This is a genomic window from Sorangium aterium, assembly GCF_028368935.1.
Classification (GTDB): Bacteria; Myxococcota_A; Polyangia; order Polyangiales; family Polyangiaceae; genus Sorangium; species Sorangium atrum.
In genome coordinates this window covers 370,545-390,880 of the sequence record NZ_JAQNDK010000007.1, presented here as the reverse complement: position 1 = coordinate 390,880, position 20,336 = coordinate 370,545, and the positions used below count along the sequence as shown (strand labels likewise).

Here is a 20,336-nt window from a genome sequence, read left to right as displayed (position 1 = left end):
CACGAACCGCCCGTCCCGCAGCGTCAGGTGCTGGTCGTGGTACGCCGTCTCCTCCTCGCCGCTCACGTGGTGCAGGTGCACCCGCCGCTCGCCGTCGCCGTCGTACAGCATCCGCGACAGCACCTGACCGTTCTGGCTCACCCGCGTGACCCGGTTCTCCTCGTTCCAGTCCGTCGTCCGCGTGTCCGAGCCACGGTACGTCCAGCCGGTCTGGTTGCCGCTCGCGCCCGGTTGAACGGCAGCAGGTACCCTCACCGCGAGCACGGCGTAGACCAGGCGCTCGCAGCATTACCATGAACCACCCAGAAAACTTCTTCTACCCAAACCACACAACAAGTCTTACCCCATCGTCACCAAATCTCTCCGCGAGACAACCCATGAGCTTCATTAACAGACCAAATTCCGTTCCCACAATCGCATCTGACCTACGCAAAACAGGCCTGCGAAATACCCGATCTCCAACCACCACCTCTTGCTCAGTCTCCAGCACCTGACACACCCAGTCATACCCCGACTTGTTCAGCCACTTTCCAGCCAACCGCTCCCTCCCGTCACCACAAACAACAAACTCGCTAACCCTCCGATCCCTAGTCAACGCCAATTCGTCCCAGTTGACCCGAAGAAGCTCGCCATACCCAACCCAGCTTGGCGAACTATCGCCACGAACATATTCAGCCACTCTCTCACTCAAATTGACACCACAGTCTCCAGGCACTCCCCGCTCAGCAAACAGTGGCACAAAATTAGCGTAGTTATCCACACCAAATAAGCATGCGTTGAGGTCGTAATGCTGCAAGAGCAAACTGCTAACGTTGACAACATCGTACCATTCGCCCCCAACCCGAAACTCGACAGCTCCATAGATCTGAGACATCAGCCATCACTCCGGAAGCCTGAGCACATTATCCGCCCCAATTCTCTTCGCAGTGAAATCAACGACTCTTTGCGGGGTATCAGCCGAGAAGCATGCTCGCACCCCAACCTTCCGCTCTCCTGCTGCATGTTGATATAACCTGATGACGCGTCCCAGATTGCCCAGATCATCTCCTTTTTTTGGCCCTCCAACCATCACAAGATCTCCGTTTTTTGCCACGACGTCAACATCCGTGCTCCCGAGATTGGGTGCCTCAATTCTCTCGCCGGAAACCTTTCCCTCAGTAAGCTTGGCCGCCGCGGCCTCACGAGCAGCACCGACCGCCTGACGTTGTGCCCCACGTGAGCCCTGTGGCCCCAACTTGGCTTCGGTGCCCTTCTGGGCAGGGGCCCCCGCCTGCGCCGTCTTCGCCGCGGGCGCCGGCTGCGGGCCTTTAGCCGGCTGCGCGGCCTGCGGCGGCTGCGCCGGCGCAGCGGCTGGCTGCGCCGGCGGCCGTGCAGCCTGCTGCTGCTGCATGACGAACCTGAACAGCAGCCGGCGCATGCCGTCCCCGATACCGCGAGACGTGCGTCCCGCCGCCGCAGCGGAGCCAGCGTTCATCCGCTGCAGCATCTGCTCCTGGTGGAACTTGCCGCCCTCCGGCCCGTTGAAGCAGCTCGGGTGCCGGCACCCATTGGCCCCGGGAGGGAAGTTCCGGCTCGCCCCTTGCGTCTGCCGCCCATCCGGGTCGACGAGGTTTACCGGGTTGTTCAGCGTGTAGCTGTACAGCCCGAGGTTCCCCGGGTTGAACACCCCTCCGCTCGTCCCCCCCTCCATGTACTCGTCCAGGATCGGATCCGGGCTCAGCCACACATTGATCCGCGGGTCGTAGTACCGCGCCCCGAAGTAATAGAGCCCCGTCGCCTGGTCGAGCTCCTTCCCCGTGAACACGTACGCTCGCCTGAGCTCGTACCGCGAATCCGACGCGTCGATCCACAGCTCCCCGCTCGGGAAGTACTCGTCCCGCTGCGTCAGCGTCTGCTCGTTGTTCGACGCGAAGCTCGTGCTGCCCAGGTGGTCCGGGTGGTAGTACAGCGTCGGCGGGTCACGGAACCAGTCCGGATCCATCTTGCTCGCGATCCGCGTCTGCCCCGCATAGATGTGCTTCGTCACGAACCGCCCGTCCCGCAGCGTCAGGTGCTGGTCGTGGTACGCCGTCTCCTCCTCGCCGCTCACGTGGTGCAGGTGCACCCGCCGCTCGCCGTCGCCGTCGTACAGCATCCGCGACAGCACCTGACCGTTCTGGCTCACCCGCGTGACCCGGTTCTCCTCGTTCCAGTCCGTCGTCCGCGTGTCCGAGCCACGGTACGTCCAGCCGGTCTGGTTGCCGCTCGCGTCGTACCGCATCTCCCGCGGCCACGGCATCGACTCCGCCACCAGGTGCTCGTCGATACGCCTCGGCGCGTGCGGCTGCGGGCCCGGGTACTGGTACTCCGACCGGTACGTCTGCTCCCGGATCGCGTGGTCCTCGCGCCATCCGTCGCACCCAGCCGGAACCGGCGTGGGGCACGTCTGCGGCACGTACCGGTAGCTTGCCTGGTCCTTGGTCAGGATGTTGCCAATCTCGTCGTACGAGAACGACAGCCGGTACCGGTACTGCCAGTCTCTCCGGTCCTGGTACGTCCCGCTCGCCGAGAGCAGCTGATACAGATCATCGTACCCGTACTGCTGCGTCGTCGGCCCCACCAGGACCGAGCCCGGCATCGACTGGTCGTACGGCACCTCGTTCCGCACGCGCTCCAGGTTGCCCGCCACGTCGTACTCGTACCGCATCCGCTGGAACGCCCTCGCCGGCTGCCCGCGCTCCACGAGGTACCGGTCGCGGTGGTCCGCGTTGATCTGCTGAAGCCGCCGCGACTTCTCGTAATACCGATACGACGTCGCGATCCCGTTGCCATGCACCACCCTCACCCGCTGCTCGAACTCGTCGTACCCGATGTGCAACAGGTACTGCGTCACAGCCGGCTCGTCCGGGTGCTGCGGGTTGATCTGCGTGTTCGTTCCCACGGCCGACCGCACAAGGCCACCTCGGTCGTAGCCGTACGTCACCACCTCCGCGCCGGAGCCAGGGAACTTCATCGACAGCAGCCGCCCGAACGCGTCGAAGGCGTACTCCATCGTCGCCTGGTACGGCCCCCGGTGCGGCTCCCGCAGCCGGGGGAACTCCGTCGTCAGCTTCGCCACGTTCCCCAGCCGGTCATACCAGAACGTCCTCTTCCCCGCCTCGCTCTGCTCCTCCACCAGCCGCCCGGCCCGGTTGCCGTGCTCGTCGCCCGCCTCGCTGGGCGCGCCGTACACATAGGTCACGTCCGCCGAGTCCGGGTAGTTCACCCGCCTGAGCCGGTTGAAGTCGTACTCGTACCGGATCAGCTTGCCCGCGCCCTCCGCCAAGAGCTTCGCCGTCTGCCGCGCCCCGACGTTGCCTGACCGGTCGTAACGCCACTCCGTACGCCCCATGTCCGGGCTCGTCAGCGTCACCATCCGCCCCAGCGTGTCGTACGCCGCGGTCGTCACGTTCCCACGCGCGTCCATCACCCGCACGAGCTCGTCGACCGCGTTGTACCCGTACCGCGTCATCAGGGTGGTCCACGCCTCCGACCCGCGCAGCCGATTGCGCTCCTCGATCGCCACGATCGCGTTGTCCACGTCCTGGTACGCCTTGCGCACCTTCCCCTTCGGGTCGACCTCCGTCGCCACGAACATCGCCACGCCATCGAGCTCGTCGATATCGTAGCTCGTCGTCGTCACCGCCTCGCCGGTCTCGGCCTCCTCGTCCGGCTCCCTCTGCTCGACGATGCGCGAGAGCACGTCGTACTCGAACGTCGTCGGGTGCTTCAGCGGCACGTCCACGAACGCCGTGGTCTCGCCCGTCGCGAACACCGGCTGCCCCTGCTGCCAGACGCGCCCCCGCTCATCCAGCACCATCCGGCCGCTCACGCTCATGCCCACGACCGGGGCCGCCCCCGTCCCTGGATCCTTCTCCAGGTCCTTCTTCGTCTGGATCACCCGGTCCAGCCCGTCGATGAACGTCACCGTGTCGATCGGATCCCCCGGGTGCTGCACGTCCTTGTGCCGCGTCCGCGCCCACGCCGGCATGGCGACGCTCTCCCCCGGCTGAAGCGCATACTCGAACGCGATCGTCGCCTCCGCCGCCGCCAGCGGGTCGTCCGGACCGAACACGGCCCGCAGCCGCCCGAACGCGTCGAAGTCGTAGTGGACCTCATGGCCGTTGACGTCCCGCACCGCGCTGACCGCGCCGTAACGGTAGTCCGACGACGTCTCCGAGAAGTATCCGAACGAGTCGTCCACCCGGGAGAGGTACGTCTCCGCGACATCGTCGTACTCGTACGTCAGCGTGAAGCCCCGCGGCTCGATCGCCTGCTCCAGGTTCCCGTACGCGTCGTGCGAGAACTCCCATCTTGGATTCGTCGACGCGTCTCCCGTGTACGGCGCGCCCGTCGCCGGATCCTTGCCGCCGATCACCGTGTTCGTGATCCACTCCACCGCCCCGGTCGCCTCGTTGTACCCGGCGGTGCGCTCCCGCAGCAGCCTCCCCGCGCTGTCGCGCACCTCGACGCTGTCCGCCCGCACGATGTGCGGCCCGTCGTACGTCACGTGATGGATCGTGGTCGTGACGTCGTCCTCCAGCGTGCCTGGCTCGCCGTGCTCGATCACCCCGATGAGGTTGCCGCGGTCGTCCCAGTCCCGCTCCTCGCTCGTCTGTTTGCCAGGCGCGCTCGGGTCGGTCGTCTTGCCCTCGTACCACGACATCGTCCGCAGCTCTTCCTCGGGGAAGAACGAGCCCGTCAGCGTCGGCTGCGCCCCGGGCGCGCGGTACGCCACCTGCTGCCGGCTGAACAGCCGCCCCTCGGCATCCTGCTCGATCACCTCGGCCACCAGCCCGCGCCGCCGCGCGGCGCCGTGCCGTTGATCTGCCGGCTCACGCTCGACCAGTGCCCGCGGCCCTCCAGCTGGTAGACGAGGAACGCGCGCGCGAGCGCCCGTGGATCGGTGTCCATATGGAGCGACAACGATTGCTCTCCGCCCGTGCGCGTCACGGTCGCCCGCTCGGACATCGCCGCGAACTGGTAAGCCCCGGCGAGCCGCCCCGCGAGCACGCGATCAGCGAGCTCCACCTCGGAGAGGCCGCGCGTGGGCGCGCCGGCAGTCCAGAACAGGATCTCCTGCGGCCCGCGCTCGCCCGAAGGAAGCCACTCGATGACGACGTGCTGGGCCGTGACCGCCATGGGAAAACGCGTCCAGCGCTCGCCCGTGCCGTGGAGCGGCACGTCGACGAGGCCGGAGACGGCCTGAAGCTCGGCGCCGTCCTCCGCACGGACCGTGAGCGCGCCCTCGCTGCGCCCGTACAGCGAGAGCGCCTCGAGCGCGGTGGGCTGCGGAAACGAGACCCGGATCCGCACCTTCTCCCCGGTTTCGCTGCGAAGGCCCGTATCGCCTCGGCCGTCGAACAGGACCCACGGGTCCGCCCCTGGGCCGGCGCCGGCGGCGCGAACGTCCGCTGGCAAGGCCACCATCGGGACCACGGCGAGGCCGCCAGGGCCGCCGGCGGGGCCGCCCGCGCTCGCGAGCACGGCGGCGTCCCCGGCGAGCGCCGCCGCGAGCTCGGCGCCGCCGCGAGCGCCGGTGAGCCGCGCGCGCAGGGGATCGCCTATCCGGCGCAACGTCAGCGCTCGAGCCCACGCGCCGAGGGGCGCGCTCACCACCATGAGCAAGAGAACGCAACCCGCGCACCGCCGCCACACCCGTCTCATCCACCCGGACGTCATCGCTTGCCTCCGCGGCCGCGAAGGGAGTAAACGACATCGTAAATAGCAATTACAACCGATAACAGACGGGGCGTCCTCGCCGCGAAAAGCGCCAGCTCCGGCCGGTTCTCAGCACGATTTCAGCGCATCCTCAGGCGCTCCGTCTCCGAGCCATCGAATTCAGACTACCGGATGCGGAGAAGTTCGTTATCCTGTCATGCTCAAGCAACAATCCTTGGTTCGCCCTCTCGACCGCCCGTGCGGCGCGGGGGTGGCCGATCACGCCGTTCACGGAGGTGACCTTGCGCAATCTCACGATCGGGGACCTGAAGCTCGCGCTGCGCGATCTCTTGACCGACAAGGCCGATGAGCTGCGCCTGTCTGCGACAGGCAAGCTGTATGAGCCGCGGCTCAGGGCGAAGCAGAAGGAGATCGACGCGATCCCCGACGCCGCCGGCACGCAGTCGCCGCTGGCCAGGGAGCTCGCCGAGGCGGACGCCCGGCACGACGGCCTCGGGGCGGCCGTCTTCTTCCTGTGCAAGGCCGTCGAGGCGCACCCCGCCTTGCCGGCGGCGCTCAAGGAAGCGGCGGCGACCGCGCAGCAGGCGTTCGTCCCGAAGCTCGACGTGCTCCGCGCCCCCTACGCGGACGAGGCGTCGGCGGCGCTCGACAACCGGCCCGAGCTGACCCGGCTCAAGGCGGAGCTGAAGGCCACCGCGACCCCCGGCGGAGGGACCCTGCACGACTGGGTGAAGGCGTTCGTCGCGGCCGGAGACGACATCGACGGCCTGCTGCGCAGGCGCGCCACGCTCCTCGCGACGGGCGAGAACGCCGCGGCCACCGGCCCGCTCCGCGGCGCCGCCGTCGGGCTGCTCGGGCGGTTCCGGGAGGCGCTCCGGGACGAGATCCAGGAAGAGGGCAGCAAGCTGCCGGCCGACCACGAGGCGCGGCTGTTCGCCTACGTCGACAAGCTCAACGCCGATCGCGAGCGGGTCGGGCGCGGGCGCGCGGCGCCCGAGCAGGCCCCGCCCACGCCCAGCCCGCCGACGGTGCCCAGCGCGTCGGCGCCGGCCACGCCGGTGGTGAGCGCCGATCCCGAGCTGTAGCCGGACCGCTCGCGGCGACATGCGGGGGGCGTGAGCGGCGAGGCCGCCGGGCATGTCCGATATCCTTGGGGCCTGCTCGGCGAGGCACCCGCCCATGTCGCGACATCCCGGGAGCCGTGACGGAGCAGGCACCCGCCCATGTCCGACATGCCTGGGGGCCTCGCCTAGCAGGCACCCGCCCATGTCCGACATGCCCAGGGGCCTCGCCCAGCAGGCACCCGCCCATGTCCGACATGCCCAGGGGCCTCGCCCAGCAGGCACCCGCCCATGTCCTTTCTCCTGGGTGCCCTCGCATCCTAGGATGCGCCCGTGTCGTTCATCCCGCAGCAGGGCAATTTCTTACGCATGCGCTCGCGCCTCTACCTCGTCGATGACGTCGCCCGGGGCGCTGCCGACAACCAGGTGCGCGACGAGGTCCTGGCGCGGCTGGTCGAGCTCAACCGCGTCCGCACGGAGGACGAGCGCACGCGCGGGTGGCGGTGGTACGAGACGCGGGCAAACTGGACGACGATGGCAACGACTGAAGCAGGCGCGCTCCGCGCGCGCGGAAGCTCGCGCCCGCTGCTCACCAGAGAACACGATGCTTAGACAGCTGGAGCTCAACGGCATCGGTCCGGCCGACAAGCTCACGTTCGGGCCGCTCGCGGGACGGCTGAACCTCCTCACCGGCGACAACGGCCTCGGCAAGTCGTTCCTCCTCGATGTCGCCTGGTGGGCGCTCACGCGGACCTGGCCGCAGTACCCCGCTGTCCCCAGGCGGCCCGACGCGTCCATCGGGTTCGCCTTCGACGGGACCAAGGGGCTCACCGAGGACGTGTCCCCCTGGATCGCGAAGGCCCAGGATTGGAAGCGAAGGCGAGGGCGGCCATCGAACCCCGGCCTCGTCCTCTACGCGCGCGCGGACGGGGCGTTCTCGGTCTGGGATCCGGCGAAGAACTACCGCCTCTACCGCGGCGTGGACGGCAGCGAGCGGGAGATGCTGCCCGCCTACCACTTTACGCCGGGTCAGGTCTTCGATGAGCTCCGCACCGGCGACAACCAGGTGGTCTGCAGGGGATTGCTCGACGACTGGACCCGCTGGCAGCAGTCCCATGACCCTCGCTTCGCGATGCTCTCCCGGATGCTCGAGGCCCTGTCCGAGGATCCGGAGCGGCCCATGGAGGCCGGCAAACCCACGCGGCCCTTTCTGGAGGACGTGCGCGACGTCCCCACGATCAAGATGCCTTACGGCGACGAGGTACCGGTGATCTTCGCCGCGGCCGGAATGCAGCGCATGCTCAAGCTGGCGTACCTTCTAACCTGGGCGTTCTCGGAGCACGAGGAGGCGGCGCGGCGACAGGCCCTCCCGCTCTCGGAACAGGTCATCCTGCTCATCGACGAGCCCGAGACCCACCTCCACCCCAGGTGGCAACGCGCGGTGCTCCCGGGGCTCCTCAGGACGATCGGCGCGTGGGACGCGCATGCGCCGCGCGTCCAGGTGATCGCCGCCACGCACTCCCCGCTGGTGCTCGCGTCCGTGGAACCGCTGTTCGATCCCGAAGCTGACGCGCTCTGGAAGCTCGATCTCGTGGACGGCGCCGTGCAGATCGCGCAGGACGCGTGGCACAAACGGGGGGACGTCAACCGCTGGCTGATGTCCGACGTGTTCGATCTCGGCGCCGCGACGTCCGCAGAGGCAGAGGCCGTGCTGCGCCATGCGCGGCAGCTGCTCGGAGACTCGAGCCCTGATGCGGCCGAGGTCCGGCGCGTCAACGAGGCGCTCCTTCGCGCGCTCCCCGAGATGGATCCCTTCCTGGTGCGCTGGCGGTATTACATCCAGCAGCACTCTGGCGGGGAGTCCGCGTGATTCGCGTCCAACGAGCCGCCGAGCCTGCCGAATTCGACGCCAAGGTCCGACAGAAGGGGAAGGCGGCGCTAAAGGAGCTGATCGGCTCGACCGAAGCGCCCAGACGACGCGGACCCAGGCGGGAGAAGCTCGCCGAGGGGATCGACGATATCCCCTCCGAGGCCCTCCCCCCGTTCTGGGTGCAGGCATTGCCGGAGCTGCGTGCGGCCTACCGGGACATTTGCGCCTATCTCGGAATGTACATCGACCCGGCGACCGGCCTGGCGACGGTCGACCACTTCAAGCCGAAATCGAATCACAAGGCGCTCGCCTATGAATGGAGCAACTTCCGGCTCGCCTCGCATCAGATCAACACGAACAAGGGCGATCACGAGGACGTCCTCGATCCCTTCGAGATCCAGGACGGCTGGTTCGTCATCGACCTGGGCACGTTCAAGGTCGAGCCTGCGGATAGCCTCGACGATGACGTCCGCGCCGCGGTGATCGCTACGCGGGATCGGCTGGGGCTGAACTCCCCGACGTTCTGCGCGAGCAGGGCCCGTTACCACGACCTGTACCTCGGGCTGAGGACGGATCCCGACGACCCGGAGGAGCCCCTCCCGCTCGCCTGGATCCGCCGTCATTGCCCGTTCATGGCGCACGAGCTCCACCGCCAAGGTCGCCTCCGCCCTGCTGATCGGGAATCCACCCGCTGACCCCGGGGCGCGTGAGATAGCTCGCCACCGCGGCGGCGGGTACGAGCCGAGCGCACAACACGGCGCGGTTGTCGGCCTCGTCGTCGACGACACCGATCGTGCGGCGGTCTCCCCAGGTGCCCTTGACGGCCTACCCGGCCGAAGCGCTGTTACCCGGCCGAATCGCTGTCCACCGGCAGCCGACTTTGCTTTGATGAAGGCCTTCATGTTCCGCCTCAGCACCGTGCGCGCCAAGCTCACCGTCCTCGTCGCGCTCTCGTCGCTCGCGACCCTCGCGGCCCTCCCCGTGCTCTCCTGGGTGATGCACCGGCAGCTCCTCGCGCAGATCAGCGAGCGCGTGCCGCAGGCGATCCGCAACTTCCGGCTGGAGCTCAGGCAGCAGCAGCGCGCCATCTCGGCGACCTCACGCCAGGCGTCACGAACGCGCGAGCTGGTCGAGGGGCTCCGGCTGCGGAACGAGGCGGCCGTGGGGACGGCGCTCGAGGCCGTCATCGCCGCTCATCCCAACGTCGCCATCGTCGCCTTCGATGAGCTCGGCGAGCTGGTCGCGGCGAGGGGGCTCGACGCGCCGCCGCCGAGCACGGAGGAGGTCCCCGGGCTCACCGAGGGCCTCTCGGGCCTCGCCGAGATGGACGACCTGCGGGACGTGCTCGTCCATGGGTGCGATGGACAGCAAGGCTCGCCGCCTGCGTACATGATCGCCCAGCATGCGAGGAGCGACGCCGGATCGCTGCTCGCGTGCATTCCCATCGATCACACCTACTTCGACGAAGTGGCGACGAAGCTCGGCGTGGAGATCGCGCTCGTCGACCCGTCGGGCAAGAGGGTCACGGGCACGGCGCGCTTCCCGACCGAGCTGCTCCAGGGCGCCGCCATCGGCGACGAGACCCACCCCACGATCGTCGAGGAGGCGAGCTCGCTGTGGGCACTCTCGCGCTTCGCGCCGCGATCGCTCCGGGGCAAGGCCGGCGATTTCTCGATCGTCATGGCGCTCGACGTGAGCGACGTCAGGAACATCGTGCGCCAGAACCTGATGTTCGCCGCCGGCGTGCTCACGGTCGCGGCGCTCTTCTCGCTGCTCCTCGGCGCGCGCCTCGCAAGCACGATGTCGCGCGCGCTCTCCCGCGTGAACGTCGCCCTCAAGCAGCTCGAACAACAGCGGTACGTCCACGTGGAGGCGGTGAAGACCGGCGACGAGCTGGAGGATCTCGCGACCGGCTTCAACTCGATGGTCGACGGCCTCAAGGAGCGCGACAAGCTCCGCAGCACCTTCGGCAAGTACATGACCGAATCCGTGCTCGAGCACCTGCTCTCCGGCAAGGTGCAGCTCGGCGGCGAGACGCTCACCGTCTCGATCCTCTTCTGCGATATCCGGAGCTTCACGACGATCAGCGAGCGGATGAACGCCCATGAGCTCGTGGGGCTCCTCAACGAGTATTTCACCGAGATGGTGGCCATCATCCTCGACGAGGGCGGGGTCGTCGACAAGTACATCGGCGACGCGATCATGGCGGTGTTCGGCGCGCCCGTCCCCAGGCCGAACGACGCCGTGCGCGCCGTGCGCGCGGCCGTCCGCATGCGCGCCGCGCTCGAGCGCTTCAACGAGCGACTCACCAGGCGGGGAATCCCGGCGCTGAAGACCGGTGTCGGGATCCACACCGGCGAGGTCGTCGCGGGCAACATCGGCAGTGAAGCGCGGATGGAGTACACGGTCATCGGCGACGCCGTGAACCTCGCCTCACGCCTGGAGAGCGCGACCAAGGAGCTCGGCGTGAGCGTGCTCCTCAGCGAGGACACTCACCTCCTCGTGAAGGACGTCTTCAACACACGTCCCATCAGCGAGATCACGGTCAAGGGCCGAGTGCAGCCGGTGATGACCTACGCGGTGGCGGATCTCTGACGAGCGCAAAGGGGCGCAGGGGGCGTGCACGAGGCGCACGTCGTGCATTGTTCGCGGCGACCCGCCGAGGGCCGCCGCCAGGACCACGAGCAAGCGGCTCCGCCGGGTCAGTCGGCCAGCACGTCGCGCGGGCGGCGGGCGATCAGCGCGTGCCCCTCCAGGACCTCGCGAACGGTGCCGTCCGCGCCGGCGTACTTCGCGATGGCTTTGCGGACGTCGACGGCCAGGTCCTCCTCGCGCGACCCCGGCCGGCCGTGCCATGTGGCCGCGAACGACAGGGCGCGGTCGACGAAGCGCTCCACGGGCGTCTCCCGCTGCTCGAGGACGGAGACGCGCTCGAGATGGCTGAAGGCCGAGTCGAGCAGCACGGCTTCGTTCTTCGCGGACTCGCGGATCTGCGGGCGCGCTGGATCATCGGTCGAGTACTGGTCGATGAGCGCCTGGAACTCCTTGTGCCACGCGTTCGCCGGGACCTCGGGGTAGCTCTCTCCGAACAGCGCCACCGCGCCGCCTCGCTCGAGCAGCGCGTCCAGCGACTTGATGGTCTCGGCGCGATCCATCCAGTGGAAGGCGCGACCGATGGTGACGAGCTTGAATCGGCCGAGGTGCGGCCCGAGCTCATACGAGCTGCCGTGAACGAACCGTATCGACACGTCCGCTCGGGCGGCGTTCTCCTTGGCCGCAGAGAGCATCTCGGGCGACGGATCGACCGCGGTCACCGGCCCGGCGAGCGGCGCGAAGTCGATCGCGAGGAAGCCTGGGCCGGTCCCGAGATCGAGCACGCTGGCGCCCCGATCGAGCCCGACCAGCTGGGCCACCCGGCGGCTGAGGAGCTTCGGATAGGAAGGGCGGCCAGTCGTGTAGTACCGCGAAGCGGTCTTGAAGCGTTCCGGGTAGAAGAGTTTGCGTTCTGACATGGCGGTGGCACCTCTCCTGGCCTCAGGCCAGCGTCGCGGGCAGCAAGCCCGGGCCGCCGACGCTGCTCCTCTGCGAGCACAGGGCCAGCAGCCGAGCGCTTCGGCAGCGCGGATGCGCGGCAGCGGATGGCGCAAGCACAGGACGTACCACCGGCGAAAGCCGCGCGCTCGCCAGCGCCGCGGCGCGACGCTGCTGGCTCCGGAGCAGCGCTTCAGCAGTGCAGCTGGCCTGGAGCGAGGGGCCGGAAGTCCTCGCACTTCCGCCGTCATGGGTGTGACACGACATTCCCGCGGCGTGCTCAGCGGGTGGTGGTCCTTAACGTGGTCGTGGTCGTTAACGTGGTCGTGGTCGTTAACGTGGTCGTGGTCGTGAACGTGGTCGTGGTCGTGGTCGTGGTCGTCAACGGCTCAGTCGTGAACGTGAACGTCGACCGGAAGTCGACCAAAGATTCGGCAGAACGTTCACGTCCACGGTCGTGTCGTCGACGACCACGACCACGACCACGACCACGACCACGACCACGTTCACGTTCACGTTCACGACCACGACCACGTTAGTGGCCGCGAACAGGTCCGTTCAGCCCCCCGCGAGCAGCCGCGCAATCTCCCCGCGCTGCCGGCGCGCCGAGCGCGCCAGCGAGAGCTGCCCGGCCGCCCGGTACAGGTTGTGCGCGACCCGCGTCGGAAAACGCGACGGGTCCCAGCCGAAGTACCGGTCCTCGAACGCATCCCGGCAGAAGCGCGCCGCGAGCTCCAGCGCGATCCGCTCCGCCGCGTCCACGAGCGCCTCCTGCTCCTCCGCACCGAACGGCCTCGCCTCGCGGTAGCCAGCGACCGCGGCGGCGAAGACCTCGAGATCGAAGCGCGTCTCGGTCGAGTCCTCCCCGACCGGATTGCACCACGACCGCCACGCGTCGCCGAGCTCCACGTCGATCGACTGGAGCGCCAGCGTGTCCAGGTCGAGCAGGCAGATCCCCTCCCCCGCCTCGGAGAAGCGCAGGTTCGAGATCTTGAGGTCGCCGTGGCAGTGCCGGACCGGCAGGTCGAGCCGCCCCCGCCACGTGCGAAACGCGTCGAGAATGGCGTCCGCCAGGCGCCGCCCCTCCCCGCCCGTGGCCGCGCCGTCCAGCCGCTCCATGTGGAGCGCCGTGTCGTGCGCGCCCGCGCGGACGTGGCGGTACACGTGCTCGAGATCGTCCACCGCCCGATGGAACCGGGCCGCGAGCTCCCCCGCGGCGCGCGCCAGCCCAGGAGAGCCGACCCGGTGGTGCGTGCGGCCAGGGACGAAGTCCATCACCCGCCACACCGCGCCCTCCGCGTCGCGCGCGCACAGGGCGCCGTCGCCCGCGCGCAGCAGCCGCGGCGTCGCGAGGCCGCGGGCGGCCAGGTGAGCCGTCACCGCCTCGATGTCGTCATGGACCTCCGGGGCGAAGATGGGGCTCACCCGCTGGACCACGTACCGCGGAGGGTCGCCCGCCAGCCAGGTGCCGTTGATGAGGCCCTCGTCCTCGCAGCGGCGCACGGAGAGGCCGCTCAGGGGCGCCCACACGTCCGGGATCATCGGGGCTGGAGGCTAGCTGCGCTCAGTCTCGGGGGGCAAGGGAGGCGGCGCCGAGACCGCCGAGACCGCAGAGACCGCCGAGACCGCAGAGACCGCCGGGACCGCAGAGACCGCCGCGGCCCGCCGGCGCAGCATCCACTGCGCCCCGAGCCACGTGACGACGCCGGCCCCGAGGCCGAGCCAGGCGGAAGCCGCGGGGACGCCGGTGCGCTCCACCAGGACCGCACCGCCGAGCAACGTCGCGCACAGGCCCACCGTGAGGGCCAGGTTGTCGACGGCCGAGAGCCGGCCGACGAAGCGATCCGGCGAGAGCCGCTGGATCTCCGAGCTCGACAGCACCCAGTTCGCCCCGCTGCCCAGGCCCCACGCGAGCACGATCGCGAGCAGCGCGGCCGGGTGGCGGGTCACCGCGAACACCGCGATCGCACCGAACGTCACCCAGACGGCCCCGGTCGCCGCGCGCTCGCCCCGCAGTCCGCGGCGGACCAGCGCGACGCCGACCAGCGGGCCGACCCCCGTGCCCGCGCCGCGCACGCACTGGAGAACCCCCAGCGTGAGCGCGCCCGTGCCCGCGAAGGGGAGCTGCGTCGCGAGCAGGTTGAGCAAGAGGAGCGCCCCGCCGTTCGCCATGTGGACCGGCGTCTTCGCGAGCACCGCGTCGAGCAGCGGAGGACGCTCCCACGCGTGCCGCCACGCGAGCACCATGTCGCGGCGCACCGACGCGAGCGCCGACAGCATCCCGCCCTCCGCCGGCCGCCCCTCCGCCACCATCGGGGGGAGCCCCCGGAGGAACAGCGCCGACAGGCCGAACGACGCCGCGTCCAGGGCGAGCGCCGCCGCAGGGCCCAGCCCCGCGATCAGGCCGCCGAACGCCATCCCGACCGCGAACATGACGCTCCACGTCGCCGACGCGATCGCGTTCGCCTCGAGCAGCTCGTCCTCCTCGACGACATGGCGCAGCACCGCGCTCTGCGCCGGCAACCGCAGCGCGCCCACCGACGCGCGCGCGAAGACGAGGACCTGCAGCCCGACCACGTTGCCGGCGACCGCGGCGCCCAGCATCCCGACCGTGAGCGCTCCCTGCACGACGCTCGTCGCGATGAGCAGCCACCGCCGATCGAGCCGGTCCGCGAGCACCCCCGCCACCGGCGCGAACAGCGCGATCGGGAGGTGATGCCCCACCATCACCAGCGCGAGCGCCACGACCCCGCCCCCCTCGCCCCCCAGCGCGAGCAGGCTCACAGCGACGAAGCTCATCCAGTCGCCGAGCAGCGAGACGACCTCGCTCATCCAGACGCGACGGAACGCAGGACGGCGGCGGAGCAGGCCAGGACGGCGCTCCGGGCGGCTGCCGCTGTTCATCCAGGGCACACCATGGTAATCGCGCTCTGTCTCATGCGGATCTGCGCCATCATTCCCGCCTACCAGGCCGAGCGCAACGTGGGGGACGTCACACGGGAGGCGCTCCGGGTCCACGGCCTGGCCGGCACCGTCATCGTGGTGGACGACGGATCGACCGACAGGACGGCCGAGCGGGCGCGCGCGGCCGGCGCCACGGTGCTGAGCCACCCGGAGAACCAGGGCAAGGGCGCCGCCCTGCGCACAGGGATGGAGTTCGCCCTCGCCTCAGGCTTCGACGTCGCGGTCACCATCGACGCGGACGGACAGCACCCGCCGGAGGAGGCGCGGCGCCTCATCGAGGCCGACGCCGACCCGGAAGCGCTGGTGCTCGGCATCCGGGATCTCGTGGGCGCAGGCGCGCCGCGCGCGAACCAGATCTCGAACCGGATCTCGAACTTCTTCCTCTCCCTCTTCGCCGGCCGCCCCTTCGCCGACACCCAGTGCGGCCTGCGCCGCTACCCGCTCCGGAAGACACTGTCGCTCGGCGCCCGCGACGAGGGGTACGCCTTCGAGGCGGAGATCCTCCTGCGCGCGGTGGCCGCCGGCGTCCGCCTCGTCGAGGTGCCGATCCGGGTCATCTACCCGCCCGAGGGCGAGCGGCTCACCCACTTCGACAGCGTGCGCGATCCGGCGCGGATCATCCGCCGGGTGGTGGCGACGCTCGCGCTCACGCGCGGGCTCCGCCACGTGCCGGCCGCGCCGACGCTGTCCGCGGACGACCCGGTCCGCCCGGCCACGGCGAGCGCGCTCGCCACGGAGCTCGACCCCCACCCGCGGCAGCCGGCGACGGCGCCTCCCTGATTTGCGGCCGTCGCGCCTCGCACGCCACCGCCGCAAGCTCCTCGCGGCCGCCGCGCTCCTCGCCGCGCCGGCCCTCGCGCACCTCGGCATCGCCGCCGCGACGCGGATCGAGCCGCCTCCGATCCGCGCGGCCGCCGGCGAGCCCGAGGCGGGGCCCGGAGGGCTGCGCGTGCTCGGCCCGGCCTACGTGCGCCGCCGCGGCCGGATCCTCGAGGCGCGCCTCTCCGGATCTCCGGAGGAGATCGGGCACCAGCACGGGCGGCTCTTCTACCCGGAGATGGCCCAGAACGAGGGGACCCTCTACGAGCAGTTCCACCACTACGTGCCCGTCGCCCCGCTCCGGTGGCTCATCATGGACCTGTCGCGCCTCGAGTTCCGCGACGTGGACCAGGGCATGACCGAGGGCGTGCGGCGCGAGATCGCCGCGCAGGCCCGCGCCTTCTCGCCCGACCCGTTCGACGGCGTCCTCCCCACGTACCACCGCTTCGTCTTCCTCCAATCGCTCTACGACATCGCGCTGTCGTTCGAGCACTCGCCGCTCATCGGCTGCACGAGCTTCGCGCTCACCGGGACGGCGTCGGCGGACGGACACGCGGTGCTCGCCCGCAACTTCGACTTCGAGGCCGGGCCCGTCTTCGACGAGGGCAAGGCGGTGTTCCTCGTCCACGAGCAGGGGAAGATCCCGTACGCCTCGGTGTCCTGGCCCGGCCTGATCGGCGCGGTGACGGGGATGAACGCCGCGGGCCTCGCGCTCGTCGTCCACGGCGGGCGGGCCGGCGAGCCGCGGGCGGCAGGAGAGCCGGTCGTCCACACGATGCGCGAGGTGCTCGGCCGCGCGCGCAATGTCGACGAGGCGCTCGCGATCCTCGAGGCGCGCGCGCCGATGGTCTCGCACCTCGTGATGCTCGTCGACGCGGGCGGCGAGGCGGCGATCGCCGAGCGGGCGCCCGGCGCGCCGCTGCACGCGCGCCGGGGCCGCGGCAAGGTGCCGCTCACCAACCACTTCGAGGGGCCGCTCGCCGGCGATCCGCGCAACCTCCGCGTCCTGGCCGAGACCTCGACCCGCCCGCGGCGCGCCGCCTCGACGAGCGGCTCGCGGCGCTGCCCGAGGGCGCGACGGTCGAGGCGGCGATCGACGTCCTGCGCGACAGGCGCGGGCGCGGCGGCGCGCCGCTGCCGCTCGGCGACCGGCGCGCGATCGACGCGCTCATCGCCACCCACGCGGTCGTCATGGACGCCACGGCGCGCGTCCTCTGGGTCAGCGAAGGCCCCCACCTCGCCGGCCGCTTCCTCCGCTTCGACCTCACCCGGCTGCTCGATCCGGCGTTCGACCCGGCGCTCGACACGGCCGAGCCCGACGCCATGCCCGAAGATCCGCTGCTCACGAGCGGCGACTACGCCGCCTGGGAGCGCGCCGGCTCCCCCCACGAAGGCGGTGAGCGCGGCAACGACAATCCTTAAATAAACAGACGCAACTAAATAACCGCTCCGTCCCTCGCGCAAGCGCGGCGGCGCCGTCTCCATGCCGTGACGCCGTGGTGGTGAGCGTGGCAAGCGTGGTGTGTGTGTGGCGAGCGAGCGCGACAGCCGCGCGCCCGGGATGCGCCTCATCCCGCGGCGAGCACGAAAGCGCCGCGCCGCCGCGCCGACGAGGGCCCTCCCCGCAGCGCAGCGGCGACACACCCGACGCGAAATCGCAATTATTTCGGCGTGGTTTCGGGGTGCCATCTCTTCACACGCCCGTACACCGGAGGTGGGACACCTCTCGTCCGGCGTGGCCTTACCGCAAGATTGCCTAGCGCGACCTTCCGTCCGACAATGCGATTCGGGGCGCCAAGGTCGCGGCATCGGAGCGGCGACCGGGTCGACCAGACCATGACGGACATCAACCTGATCAACACGACCCTCGATCAACGGTACCTCATCCTCGGGCTGCTCGGGGAAGGCGGGATGGGGGCGGTCTACGAGGCTCGGCACCTGGGCACGGGCCGCCGCGTCGCCGTCAAGGTGATCACGAGCAAGCTCGCGCAGGACGAGGCGGTGATGGCCCGCTTCGAGCGCGAGGCCAGGGCGGCCGGCGCGATCGACAGCGAGCACATCGCGAGCGTGCTCGATAGCGGCAGGGACCGCGCGACCGGCCTGCCCTTCCTCGTGATGGAGCTGCTCAACGGCGAGGACGTCGACCAGATGCTCCGGCGGCTCGGCCCCCTGCCGCCCGAGCTCGCGCTCTGCATCGTGGCCCAGGCGTGCATGGGCCTCATCAAGGCGCACGACGCGCGCGTCCTCCACCGCGACATCAAGCCGGCCAACCTGTTCCTGGCGCGGCGCGACGGGGGCGAGTACTCGGTCAAGCTGCTCGACTTCGGCGTCGCCAAGATCCAGGCCGACGACTCGTTCGAGCACCACCAGGAGCTCACGGCCACGAGCAACCTGATCGGCTCGCCCATCTACATGTCGCCCGAGCAGGCGCGCAACATGCGGGACGTCGACGGCCGGACCGACGTCTGGTCGCTCGGCATCGTCCTCTTCAAGATGCTCGCCGGGCGCACCCCCTACAGGAACTCGCGGGGGCTCGGCGAGCTCATCGTCGCGATCTGTTCGACCCCGGCGCCGCCCATCCAGAGCCTGGCGCCCTGGGTGCCGTACGAGGTCTCCGAGATCGTCGCGCGCGCGCTCCAGATCGACAGGAACCTGCGCTTCCAGAGCGCGGCGGAGATGCTCGACGAGTGCCGGATGCTCCTGCCGCACGGCATCTCGATCTACGAGAGCATGCTGCGGCCCCTGCCCGACTCGCTGCAGGCCGACGCCCCGCCGCCCTCGCAGGGGCCGCCGAACCCCGACGCCCCGACGCGGCGCCCGCCCACGCCCGTGGGGACGCCCCGCAGCTGGCAGAACAGCGCGGAGCTCTCGCGGCGCACGCCGACGCCCGCGGGCACGTCCCGCAGCTGGCCGGACCCCGGCGAGATCTCGACGCGGCGCCCGCCCACGCCCGTGGGGACGCCCCGCAGCTGGCCCGAGCACGTCACGCACAGCGGGCACCTCGGCCAGAGCGGGCAGCACCACGCGACCCAGAGCGGCCACCACACGACCCAGAGCGGCCACCACACGACCCCGCACGGCCTCCTGATCCGCGGGCTCCCGGACGGCCCGCCCTCGAGGACGGTCTCGGGCACCTCCGTGCCCTTCCAGAAGACGATCATCGTGGCGGGCGACCAGCCGACCGCCCACGTGCGGCCCCGCAGCAGGGCGGCCCCGCTCGTGGCGGCGGCGGCGCTGGTCGCGGCGACGGGCGCCCTCGTCGGCGCCTGGCTCGTGCAGAAGACGACGGCGGCGGCGTCCGCCCCGGCGACCGGCGGGACGCAGCCCGCGCCGGCGGCCGCCGCCCCGGCCGCGGCCACCGCGGCGCCGGGGGCGTCCGCGGCCCCGGCCGAGCCGGCCGTGCAGATCGATCCGGAGCGGCTCGGGAGCTTCAACCCGCTGCCCGCGGTCATCACGTCCTCGAGCAACCCGCTCACGGACGAGAAGATCAACCTCGGCCGGATGCTCTACTACGACACGCGGCTCTCGAAGAACCACGACCTCGCGTGCAACTCGTGCCACCCGCTCGACCGCTACGGCGCGGACGGGGCGAAGGTGTCGATCGGGCACGCCCACCAGAGCGGCCGCCGCAACACGCCGAGCGTGTACAACTCCGCGGGGTTCTTCTCGCTCATGTGGGACGGGCGCTTCGACAACGTCGAGGCCCAGGCCAACGGGCCGATGATGAACCCGAGCGAGATGGCGATGACGCCGGTGCGGCTGGAGGCGACGCTGCGCTCCATCCCGGAGTACGTGAAGGCGTTCGGCAGGGCGTTTCCGAACGATCCGTGGCCCGTCAACGCGAACAACACCGCGAAGGCGATCGGCGCGTTCGAGCGCAAGCTGATCACGCGCGGGCGGTGGGACCTGTTCCTGGAGGGGGAGCCCGAGGCCCTGACCAACGCGGAGAAGGAAGGGTTCAACACGTTCGTCGAGGTCGGCTGCGTGACGTGCCATTTCGGCCCGCACGTCGGGGCGACGATGTTCCAGAAGCTCGGCCTCGTGCGGTCGTGGCCGGACACGATGGACCGCGGCGTCTTCGAGATCACGAAGAAGCAGGCCGATTTCATGGTCTTCCGGGTGCCGACGCTCCGCAACGTGGCCATGACGGCGCCGTACTTCCACGACGGGTCCGTCTCGTCGCTGCAGGAGGCGGTGCGGCTCATGGGGAAGCACCAGCTCGGCAAGGACCTGTCCCATACCCAGGTCGAGCAGATCGTGGTGTGGCTGAAGAGCCTGACGGGCGAGCTCCCGAAGGAGTACATCGCGAAGCCGGACCTGCCGGAGAGCGGGCCCAACACGCCGAAGCCCATTGCGGATTGAGCGCGGCCCGCTCGTCTGACATGAGGAGG

General features: G+C 70.2%; 15 protein-coding genes. 8 read left to right on the top strand and 7 right to left on the bottom strand.

Annotation, left to right across the window (positions count from 1 at the left end; all coding sequences use genetic code 11):
• Positions 1 to 316: 316 nt before the first annotated feature.
• Genes POL72_RS49330 through POL72_RS49320 form a run of 3 tightly spaced genes read right to left on the bottom strand, consistent with a single transcriptional unit; the run spans position 317 to position 5,700 of the window.
• Positions 317 to 874, bottom strand: a complete 558-nt coding sequence (locus POL72_RS49330) for a hypothetical protein (RefSeq protein WP_272104305.1) — start codon at positions 872 to 874, stop codon at positions 317 to 319.
• A gap of 6 nt (positions 875 to 880) precedes the next feature.
• Entirely contained in the window at positions 881 to 4,801 is a 3,921-nt protein-coding gene (locus tag POL72_RS49325) for an RHS repeat domain-containing protein (protein ID WP_272104304.1), read from the bottom strand.
• On the bottom strand, positions 4,798 to 5,700 hold the full coding sequence (locus tag POL72_RS49320; protein ID WP_272104302.1) for a hypothetical protein: 903 nt from the start codon (positions 5,698 to 5,700) through the stop codon (positions 4,798 to 4,800). Before POL72_RS49320 ends, POL72_RS49325 begins: the two co-directional genes overlap by 4 nt.
• A gap of 281 nt (positions 5,701 to 5,981) precedes the next feature.
• On the opposite strand from POL72_RS49320, the gene POL72_RS49315 reads away from it, so the two are divergent.
• The 5 genes from POL72_RS49315 to POL72_RS49295 all read left to right on the top strand — a co-directional run bounded on the left by POL72_RS49315 (position 5,982) and on the right by POL72_RS49295 (position 11,226).
• Positions 5,982 to 6,785 carry a hypothetical protein gene (locus POL72_RS49315; protein ID WP_272104300.1) on the top strand — a complete coding sequence of 268 codons (804 nt, stop codon included), beginning with the start codon at positions 5,982 to 5,984 and terminating at the stop codon, positions 6,783 to 6,785.
• 309 nt (positions 6,786 to 7,094) lie between these two features.
• On the top strand, positions 7,095 to 7,373 hold the full coding sequence (locus POL72_RS49310; protein ID WP_272104299.1) for a hypothetical protein: 279 nt from the start codon (positions 7,095 to 7,097) through the stop codon (positions 7,371 to 7,373).
• Positions 7,366 to 8,631: an ATP-binding protein gene (locus POL72_RS49305; protein ID WP_272104297.1), complete on the top strand. Its 1,266-nt coding sequence runs from the start codon at positions 7,366 to 7,368 to the stop codon at positions 8,629 to 8,631. Before POL72_RS49310 ends, POL72_RS49305 begins: the two co-directional genes overlap by 8 nt.
• Entirely contained in the window at positions 8,628 to 9,326 is a 699-nt protein-coding gene (locus POL72_RS49300; protein ID WP_272104296.1) for an HNH endonuclease family protein, read from the top strand. Before POL72_RS49305 ends, POL72_RS49300 begins: the two co-directional genes overlap by 4 nt.
• Before the next feature lie 205 nt (positions 9,327 to 9,531).
• Positions 9,532 to 11,226, top strand: coding sequence for an adenylate/guanylate cyclase domain-containing protein (locus POL72_RS49295; protein ID WP_272104294.1), 1,695 nt, complete (start codon positions 9,532 to 9,534; stop codon positions 11,224 to 11,226).
• A 107-nt stretch (positions 11,227 to 11,333) separates the two neighbouring features.
• On the opposite strand, the gene POL72_RS49290 is transcribed toward POL72_RS49295, so the two are convergent.
• The 4 genes from POL72_RS49290 to POL72_RS49275 all read right to left on the bottom strand — a co-directional run bounded on the left by POL72_RS49290 (position 11,334) and on the right by POL72_RS49275 (position 15,066).
• Positions 11,334 to 12,143, bottom strand: coding sequence for a class I SAM-dependent methyltransferase (locus POL72_RS49290; protein ID WP_272104293.1), 810 nt, complete (start codon positions 12,141 to 12,143; stop codon positions 11,334 to 11,336).
• A gap of 400 nt (positions 12,144 to 12,543) precedes the next feature.
• On the bottom strand, positions 12,544 to 12,684 hold the full coding sequence (locus POL72_RS49285; protein WP_272104291.1) for a hypothetical protein: 141 nt from the start codon (positions 12,682 to 12,684) through the stop codon (positions 12,544 to 12,546).
• Positions 12,685 to 12,720: 36 nt separating this feature from the next.
• The gene (locus POL72_RS49280; protein ID WP_272104289.1) at positions 12,721 to 13,704 is read right to left on the bottom strand and encodes a phosphotransferase enzyme family protein; all 984 of its coding nucleotides are present in this window, start codon (positions 13,702 to 13,704) and stop codon (positions 12,721 to 12,723) included.
• A gap of 12 nt (positions 13,705 to 13,716) precedes the next feature.
• Complete coding sequence (locus POL72_RS49275) at positions 13,717 to 15,066, bottom strand: MFS transporter (RefSeq protein WP_272104287.1); 1,350 nt, start codon at positions 15,064 to 15,066, stop codon at positions 13,717 to 13,719.
• Between the two features lie 12 nt (positions 15,067 to 15,078).
• Between POL72_RS49275 and POL72_RS49270 the strand changes: the two genes are divergently transcribed.
• The 3 genes from POL72_RS49270 (at position 15,079) to POL72_RS49260 (ending at position 20,307) form a co-directional block, all read left to right on the top strand.
• Positions 15,079 to 15,906 carry a glycosyltransferase family 2 protein gene (locus POL72_RS49270; RefSeq protein WP_272104286.1) on the top strand — a complete coding sequence of 276 codons (828 nt, stop codon included), beginning with the start codon at positions 15,079 to 15,081 and terminating at the stop codon, positions 15,904 to 15,906.
• Between the two features lies 1 nt (position 15,907).
• On the top strand, positions 15,908 to 17,371 hold the full coding sequence (locus POL72_RS49265; protein WP_272104284.1) for a C45 family autoproteolytic acyltransferase/hydrolase: 1,464 nt from the start codon (positions 15,908 to 15,910) through the stop codon (positions 17,369 to 17,371).
• Positions 17,372 to 17,781: 410 nt separating this feature from the next.
• On the top strand, positions 17,782 to 20,307 hold the full coding sequence (locus tag POL72_RS49260) for a cytochrome c peroxidase (RefSeq protein ID WP_272104283.1): 2,526 nt from the start codon (positions 17,782 to 17,784) through the stop codon (positions 20,305 to 20,307).
• The last annotated feature ends 29 nt before the right edge of the window (positions 20,308 to 20,336 follow it).

What these genes read in the sequence shown, in the direction of transcription:
- POL72_RS49330 (WP_272104305.1), bottom strand. Translation starts at nt 874, where the DNA reads ATGTCTCAGATCTATGGAGCTGTCGAGTTTCGGGTTGGGGGCGAATGG.
- POL72_RS49320 (WP_272104302.1), bottom strand. Translation starts at nt 5,700, where the DNA reads ATGACGTCCGGGTGGATGAGACGGGTGTGGCGGCGGTGCGCGGGTTGC.
- POL72_RS49305 (WP_272104297.1), top strand. Translation starts at nt 7,366, where the DNA reads ATGCTTAGACAGCTGGAGCTCAACGGCATCGGTCCGGCCGACAAGCTC.
- POL72_RS49295 (WP_272104294.1), top strand. Translation starts at nt 9,532, where the DNA reads ATGTTCCGCCTCAGCACCGTGCGCGCCAAGCTCACCGTCCTCGTCGCG.
- POL72_RS49290 (WP_272104293.1), bottom strand. Translation starts at nt 12,143, where the DNA reads ATGTCAGAACGCAAACTCTTCTACCCGGAACGCTTCAAGACCGCTTCG.
- POL72_RS49280 (WP_272104289.1), bottom strand. Translation starts at nt 13,704, where the DNA reads ATGATCCCGGACGTGTGGGCGCCCCTGAGCGGCCTCTCCGTGCGCCGC.
- POL72_RS49275 (WP_272104287.1), bottom strand. Translation starts at nt 15,066, where the DNA reads ATGAACAGCGGCAGCCGCCCGGAGCGCCGTCCTGGCCTGCTCCGCCGC.
- POL72_RS49270 (WP_272104286.1), top strand. Translation starts at nt 15,079, where the DNA reads ATGGTAATCGCGCTCTGTCTCATGCGGATCTGCGCCATCATTCCCGCC.
- POL72_RS49260 (WP_272104283.1), top strand. Translation starts at nt 17,782, where the DNA reads ATGACGGACATCAACCTGATCAACACGACCCTCGATCAACGGTACCTC.